Annotated in this window: 6 protein-coding genes; all 6 read right to left on the bottom strand. The window is 48.7% G+C overall.

Annotation, left to right across the window (positions count from 1 at the left end):
* Positions 1-448: transposase (locus GFC01_RS07375; RefSeq protein WP_194174859.1), on the bottom strand; the 448-nt coding region annotated here is incomplete at its 3' end.
* A 633-nt stretch (positions 449-1,081) separates the two neighbouring features.
* Positions 1,082-2,347, bottom strand: coding sequence for a TRAP transporter large permease (locus GFC01_RS07370; RefSeq protein ID WP_152945989.1), 1,266 nt, complete (start codon positions 2,345-2,347; stop codon positions 1,082-1,084).
* A gap of 3 nt (positions 2,348-2,350) precedes the next feature.
* Entirely contained in the window at positions 2,351-2,821 is a 471-nt protein-coding gene (locus GFC01_RS07365) for a TRAP transporter small permease subunit (protein ID WP_152945988.1), read from the bottom strand.
* A 70-nt stretch (positions 2,822-2,891) separates the two neighbouring features.
* The gene (locus GFC01_RS07360) at positions 2,892-3,776 is read right to left on the bottom strand and encodes a TRAP transporter substrate-binding protein (protein ID WP_243137325.1); all 885 of its coding nucleotides are present in this window, start codon (positions 3,774-3,776) and stop codon (positions 2,892-2,894) included.
* A 160-nt stretch (positions 3,777-3,936) separates the two neighbouring features.
* Complete coding sequence (locus GFC01_RS07355) at positions 3,937-4,956, bottom strand: zinc-dependent alcohol dehydrogenase (RefSeq protein WP_152945987.1); 1,020 nt, start codon at positions 4,954-4,956, stop codon at positions 3,937-3,939.
* Between the two features lie 14 nt (positions 4,957-4,970).
* Positions 4,971-6,014 (bottom strand): L-threonine 3-dehydrogenase, encoded by a 1,044-nt coding sequence (tdh, locus tag GFC01_RS07350; RefSeq protein ID WP_152945986.1) that lies wholly within the window; start codon positions 6,012-6,014, stop codon positions 4,971-4,973.
* Positions 6,015-6,028: the final 14 nt, after the last annotated feature.

The following is a 6,028-nucleotide window of genomic DNA, read 5'->3' as shown; positions in this document are numbered from 1 at the left end:
TATGAAAAGAATCTGTGCGCTGGTTTTCGTTTTTCTTGATCAGCCCGGCATCGGTAATCATCTGTACCAGGGTGAAAAGGGCCTCTTTGTGTTGTTGGGACTCCAGCAGGCGGTCCCGAAAATTTCCGAATGTGCTATGGTCAAAGCCCATATCATCTAACTCCAGACCAAGGATATACTTGTAGCGGATATCAAACCGGCAGGCTTGCTCCAATTCCCGATCAGATAAGTTGTCTAATCGCTGCAGGACAAGGGCTTTCATCAGTATCTCCGGTTGTGCCGGCCGGCCGTTGTTCGGACAGTATAGCGGTGTGAAGTCGATCCTTTGTACAAACTCATCACAAATCTGGCGAATCTCCCGATAGATACTGTCCTTGGCAAAAAGATTCTCGCATACAAATCGAGAGTCAAACAAGGATATTTGTTGTCCTTTGGTCGGCTTGTACATGGTTACCTCCAGAAAGAATGATTTCTCTTGGAGGTAATATTAGACATTAATGGTGATTATCCTTCTTTATGGAGCAATTATCTCCTTATTTCAATATCTTGCATTAGATCATAACCAAATACTACTGAATGTTATTTATTGGTAAATGGCCATGGGGGGTTTTTCGACAGTCTCTAATAACGCTTTTTGCTGTTGTTGACGTCAATTGAGATGATGCAAATTTTTTCGAGAAGTCTAGGGGGTACACCTTATTATTCTCATTTTCTATAAATTTTCCCGTATTTGGTACTCTTTTGGCTGAGTTATGTCCATTATAATGGTGTAAAATTGGTGATCAGAAACAGGAGAGCCACCCCTCCCTCAGGTAGATAAGAAATGTCAAAATCTCAATCACCAGGAGGGAGAAAGGATGGCTCACTATCAGGTTATAAGATCTTTTAATTCAAGCTATCGTTCAGCTCCGGTGCACATTCGTTCTGGCTACCTACCGCTCGGTCCAATCTCGCCCGGCAACATACTAATCCAAAATATATAATGACGGGCTTTTCCTAACAAAGGTTTGGTGAAATGGAGGGGACCGTTTTGTCCGGCCCGCTTTTTGTATCGGTGTATTGGCAGTAAACCAGCCCTACCCTATTTCACCACCCATGTGGTTAATGCCGGAACATAGGTAACCAGAGCCAGCACAAAGAGCATCACCGCCCAGAATTTCAACATGGCCTTACTAAGATTTATAAGAGGCACTCCCGATATGTTGCTTGAAACGTACAACGCCGTACCAACCGGTGGGGTTAACAGCCCAATGGTTAGGTTAATCACCATGATCAAGCCAAACTGCACCATATTCACCCCCAGGGAACTGGCCACCGGGGCCAGGACGGGAGTGAGCAATATAATTGCCGGTCCGCTGTCCAGAAACATGCCCACAATCAACAAAATTATATTGATCAAAAACAATAATATATATTTGTTGTCGGTAAGCTCCAGTAAACCCCTGGTCAGCTGCTGGGGTATCTGTTCACTGGCCAGCAACCAGCCAAATAATGATGTGGTGCCGATAATAAAGGAGATCACTGCGGTGCTTATTACCGACTCGTACAGTATTTTGGGTATATCCACCCACTTGATTTCCCGGTAAATAAACTTTCCCACAAAAAAGGCGTAAGCTGCCGCCACAGCCCCTCCTTCGGTAGGGGTGAAGACACCCCCGCGAATACCGGCAATGATAATTACCGGCATCAACAGTGCCCAAAGGGCATCTTTAAAACGCCGAGCTCTCTCGATCCAGGTCATTTGACCCTCCATGGGGTAATTTTGCTTCCTGGCCACGAAGTAGGAAACCACCAGGAACCCCAGGCCAATCAACACTCCAGGAATAACCCCGGCTAAAAAAAGGTCGCCGATGGAAGCCTGGGTGGTCACGCCAAAAATGATCATGGCAATGCTGGGGGGAATAATCAACCCTATGCTTCCGGCAGCAGCCACCAGGGCGGCGGAAAAGGCACGGTCATACCCCCGCCTGGTCATCTCGGGAACCATAATGGAGCCGATGGCTGCCGTGTCGGCAACGCCGGAACCGGAAATGCCACCCATAATAACACCGCTTATAGAAACAACGTAAGCCAGGCTTCCCCTGATGTTTCCTACCAGAGACAGGGCAAAGTCTATAATGCGTTTGGTAATACCTCCATAGTTCATCAATGCTCCCGCTAGCATGAACAGGGGAATGGCCATCAAGGGAAATGAATCCACGGCGGTAAAAATGCGTTGACCGACGAGCATCAACGGAAAGTTACCCACAGAAACGATGGCCGCCAGGGAAGCAAGGCCCAAAACAAAGGCCACCGGGAGGCCCAGCAGGACCAGGACCACAAATACAGTAAACAATATGGTTGCCATTCCTTAGGACCCCCTTTTACCCATATCCTCGATCAGGTTTTTCAAAAGGTAGACAATGATTAATACACTTCCGGCGGGAATGGCTATATAGACCCATTTCATGGGGATCTGTGTGGCGGCACTGAGCTGGTTGGCACCAAGCTCAAAAATTTGCCAGCCGGCATAGGCCATAACCATACTAAAGATAATCATCAACATATAACCAGTAAAAAGTATGATTTTTTGCAAAGTAATGGGCAAATTTTTTACCAGGTTGTCCAGGGCAACGTGAGACCGCTCCTTTACAGCCAGAGCAGCACCGAAAAATGTGATCCAGACAAAGGCATAACGGCCTACTTCTTCGGACCAGGTCAGGGAGTTGTGCAGGGCATACCTGGCCACCACCTGGGCAAAAATCACCGTGGCCATAATCAACATCAGCAAGCCACAAAAATAATAAAGAAATTTAGAGATTATCCTTTCCACCTTTTCCACTCCAGGACCCCTCCCCGTTCCTGGATGTTCCCCTCCCCCGGCTGGGGAAGGGGAATATCCAGAAAACACCTTATTTTATCTCTAAAATCTTTTGATAGATATCTGGAGCCACCTTGTCGGCAAATTGCTTGTGGACGGTGCGTGCCGCCCGGGCAAACTCCTCAATGTTCGGATGGGTCACTTTCATACCTTTTGCTTCCATTTCCTTTAACTGTTTATCCGTTTGTTCCTTCACCAGCTGGTTCTCGTAATCCGTGGCCACTTTGGCTGCTTCCTGAATAGCCTTTTGCTGTTCCGGAGTTAACTTTTCCCATGTCTTGTTGCTCATGGCTATGGTAACATATTCATATTTATGGTTGGTAATAGCCAGATATTTTTGCACCTCATAGATGCGTCCGCCATAGATAAAGGGTATGGGATTTTCCTGGGCTTCAATTACATTTTGTTGCAGTCCCGTATAAACTTCGCCCCAGGCCATGGGGGTGGGATTGGCGCCCATGGCCTTCCACGTTTCCACCATCGCCGGAATTTCAGGCACCCGCAATTTTAAGCCTTTAATATCGTTAAGGGAATTGATCGGCTTGTTCGAGGTCAATTGGCGAGGACCTCGGTCCCAGTAAGCCAGAACGCGAATATTGGCTCTTTTAAGCAGCCTGTCAGTCAGTTCCTGGCCGATGGGCCCGTAAATCGCTTTGCGGAACTGCTCTTCGTTATCAAAAAGGTAGGGTAGCTCCAGAATCTGAAATGAAGGTTCGAAGTTTCCCAACACACCTGCAATCAAGGCAAAATCCACGGCTCCTACCTGCAGGCCTTCGGCCATGTCCCTATCCCCGCCCAGGGTGGAGTTGGGATAAACCTGTACTTTCACCTGGCCATTGGTTTTCTTTTCTACTTCCTCGGCGAATTTTAAAGCACCCTGCTGCCACAGATCATTTTCCGATTGAATATGGCCCAATTTAAGAACCACCGTTTTGCTATCAGCACTCCCGGATGCGCCCCCTTTGGACTGACCCCCGCAACCAGACAGCATAATCAAACCCATCGCCAGCAAAAATAGAAGAGCTGACTTTACAAATTTCACACTAAACCCTCCTTGGCTCACAAATGATAAAAACTTAAGGATGGACGATAATCTTGACCACATTTTCCGTCTTCCGATCTAGCATTTCCAGACCCCTTTGCGTCTCTTCCATGGGCAGCCTATGGGTCACTAGATCACAGAGATCCAAGCCGTCGTTGATCAGACGCACAGCTTCCTCAAAATCCCGCGATTGGTAGGTCATGGCCCCTGATAACCTCTGCTCGTTAAAAACCAGGCTGTAGGAATACACCGGAACCTTTTCGGTGATCATGGCCACCAGCACAATTTCCCCTCGGCGGCGGGTCATAGCCGACGCTTGATCAATAATTGTGGGTGCGCCGGCGGCAATAACAGCAGCATCTACCCCCCGGCTGCCGGTAAATTTCCTGACCGCCTTCACGACGTCTTCCTTTAACGGGTTAATGGCCAAATCGGCTCCCAATCTTATGGCCATCTCCAGGTTATAGGGCGCCGTATCTGTACATATGGCCTGCTTAAAGCCATACTGCTTGGACACCACCAGACAAAGCAAACCAATGGTACCCGAACCTAAGATAGCAATGGAATTCTTTTCGGATAAATCCAGGCGCCTGATGGCGTGCACGGCCACCGCCAGCGGTTCGGCCAGCGTTCCTAATTCATAACTCACCCCCTCCGCAAGTTTATAGGTAATTTCTTCCCGTGCTGCAAAATACTCAGCAAAGGTACCGCACCATTTAGGCGTTCCCGGAACAACCTTGCCCGTACAAAGGTTGACTAGGCCTGCCGCGCAAAACTCGCACTGACCGCACCCCAATTGTGGTTCCACAGTAACCCGGTCCCCCACCCGAAAACGGGTGACATTGGAACCGGTTTCCACCACTTCCCCGGCTACTTCGTGCCCCAGGACCGCCGGCGGGTTTCTGAAAGCATGAGTACCTTTGAATAGGTGCAGATCCGATCCACAAATTCCCGCACTCATTACTCTAATCAAAACATCTTCGGGTCCAATAACCGGCTTCTCCATTTCCTCGATTTTCACTTTATAGGGCTCGGTAACTACGGCAACACGCATTTTTGTCCTCCTGTTCAGGGAATTAATATCATTTTGCCCGGGGCACCATTCATCAGCGCTTCAAAAGCAGCTTTATAGTCCTGCAAAGGATATGTTCCGCCAATCACCGGTGTGATATCTATTTTGCCGGACTTCAACAAATCGGTGCATTGCCACCAAGTTTTATACATTAACCTGCCGGTTACCCCGATAACTGTCACTTCTTTATAAATAATGTATTCGCTTAAATCAAGGCTAACCGGCTTATTGGGCAACCCCACCAGGGAGTAACGCCCGCCCTTGCGGATTACTTTAAAACCATCCTGTATGGCTTTGGGACTGCCGGTGAAGTCTACCACCACGTCCACACCCTGGCCGTGGGTGGCCTCTCTTATGGCATCCACTACATCGTCCCAGCCGGAATTCAGTACCACATGGGCACCCATCTGCATGGCCAGGGTTAACTTATCTTCCACCAGGTCAACGGCAAAAATTTTGGATGCCCCACAGGCGGCAGCCACCCCTACCCCCATAAGTCCAATAGGACCGCACCCAAAGATGGCCACTGTTTTACCACCAATTTCCCCGGAAAGAACCCCGTGGACGGCCACACCCATAGGCTCAAGCATGGCGCCAATTTCATAACTGATATTATCATCCAATTTCCAGGCGCAGTCCACCGGTATGGAAATGTATTCCGCGAAGGATCCCGGAGTATGCACCCCGATAATTTTCATTTCTTCGCATATATGCTGGTTACCAGTTTGACACTGGTAACAGTTGTTACAGGGTATATGGGTTTCGCCGGCCACACGGTCGCCAATTCGAAAATTTTTAACCATGGAGCCTAGGGCTACCACCTCGCCGGCAAATTCATGGCCAAAAACCATGGGTAGCTTTAACCTAGCCTGCGCCCATTCCGTCCAGGGATAAATGTGCAAATCCGTGCCGCAAATGGCTGTGGCCTTAACCCTAACCAAAATTTCATTATCTCTTACCCGTGGTACGGGCAGATCCTCCCGGTATACGGCACCCGGTTCCGGTTTCTCCTTGACAACACCCTTCATTAGCTCGGCCATTGATAACTTCCTCC

Source organism: Desulfofundulus thermobenzoicus, assembly GCF_009428905.1.
Taxonomy (GTDB): Bacteria; Bacillota; Desulfotomaculia; order Desulfotomaculales; family Desulfovirgulaceae; genus Desulfofundulus_A; species Desulfofundulus_A thermobenzoicus.
This window is presented reverse-complemented; position numbering and strand designations above follow the sequence as displayed.

What these genes read in the sequence shown, in the direction of transcription:
- GFC01_RS07355 (WP_152945987.1), bottom strand. Translation starts at nt 4,956, where the DNA reads ATGCGTGTTGCCGTAGTTACCGAGCCCTATAAAGTGAAAATCGAGGAA.
- tdh (WP_152945986.1), bottom strand. Translation starts at nt 6,014, where the DNA reads ATGGCCGAGCTAATGAAGGGTGTTGTCAAGGAGAAACCGGAACCGGGT.
- GFC01_RS07370 (WP_152945989.1), bottom strand. Translation starts at nt 2,347, where the DNA reads ATGGCAACCATATTGTTTACTGTATTTGTGGTCCTGGTCCTGCTGGGC.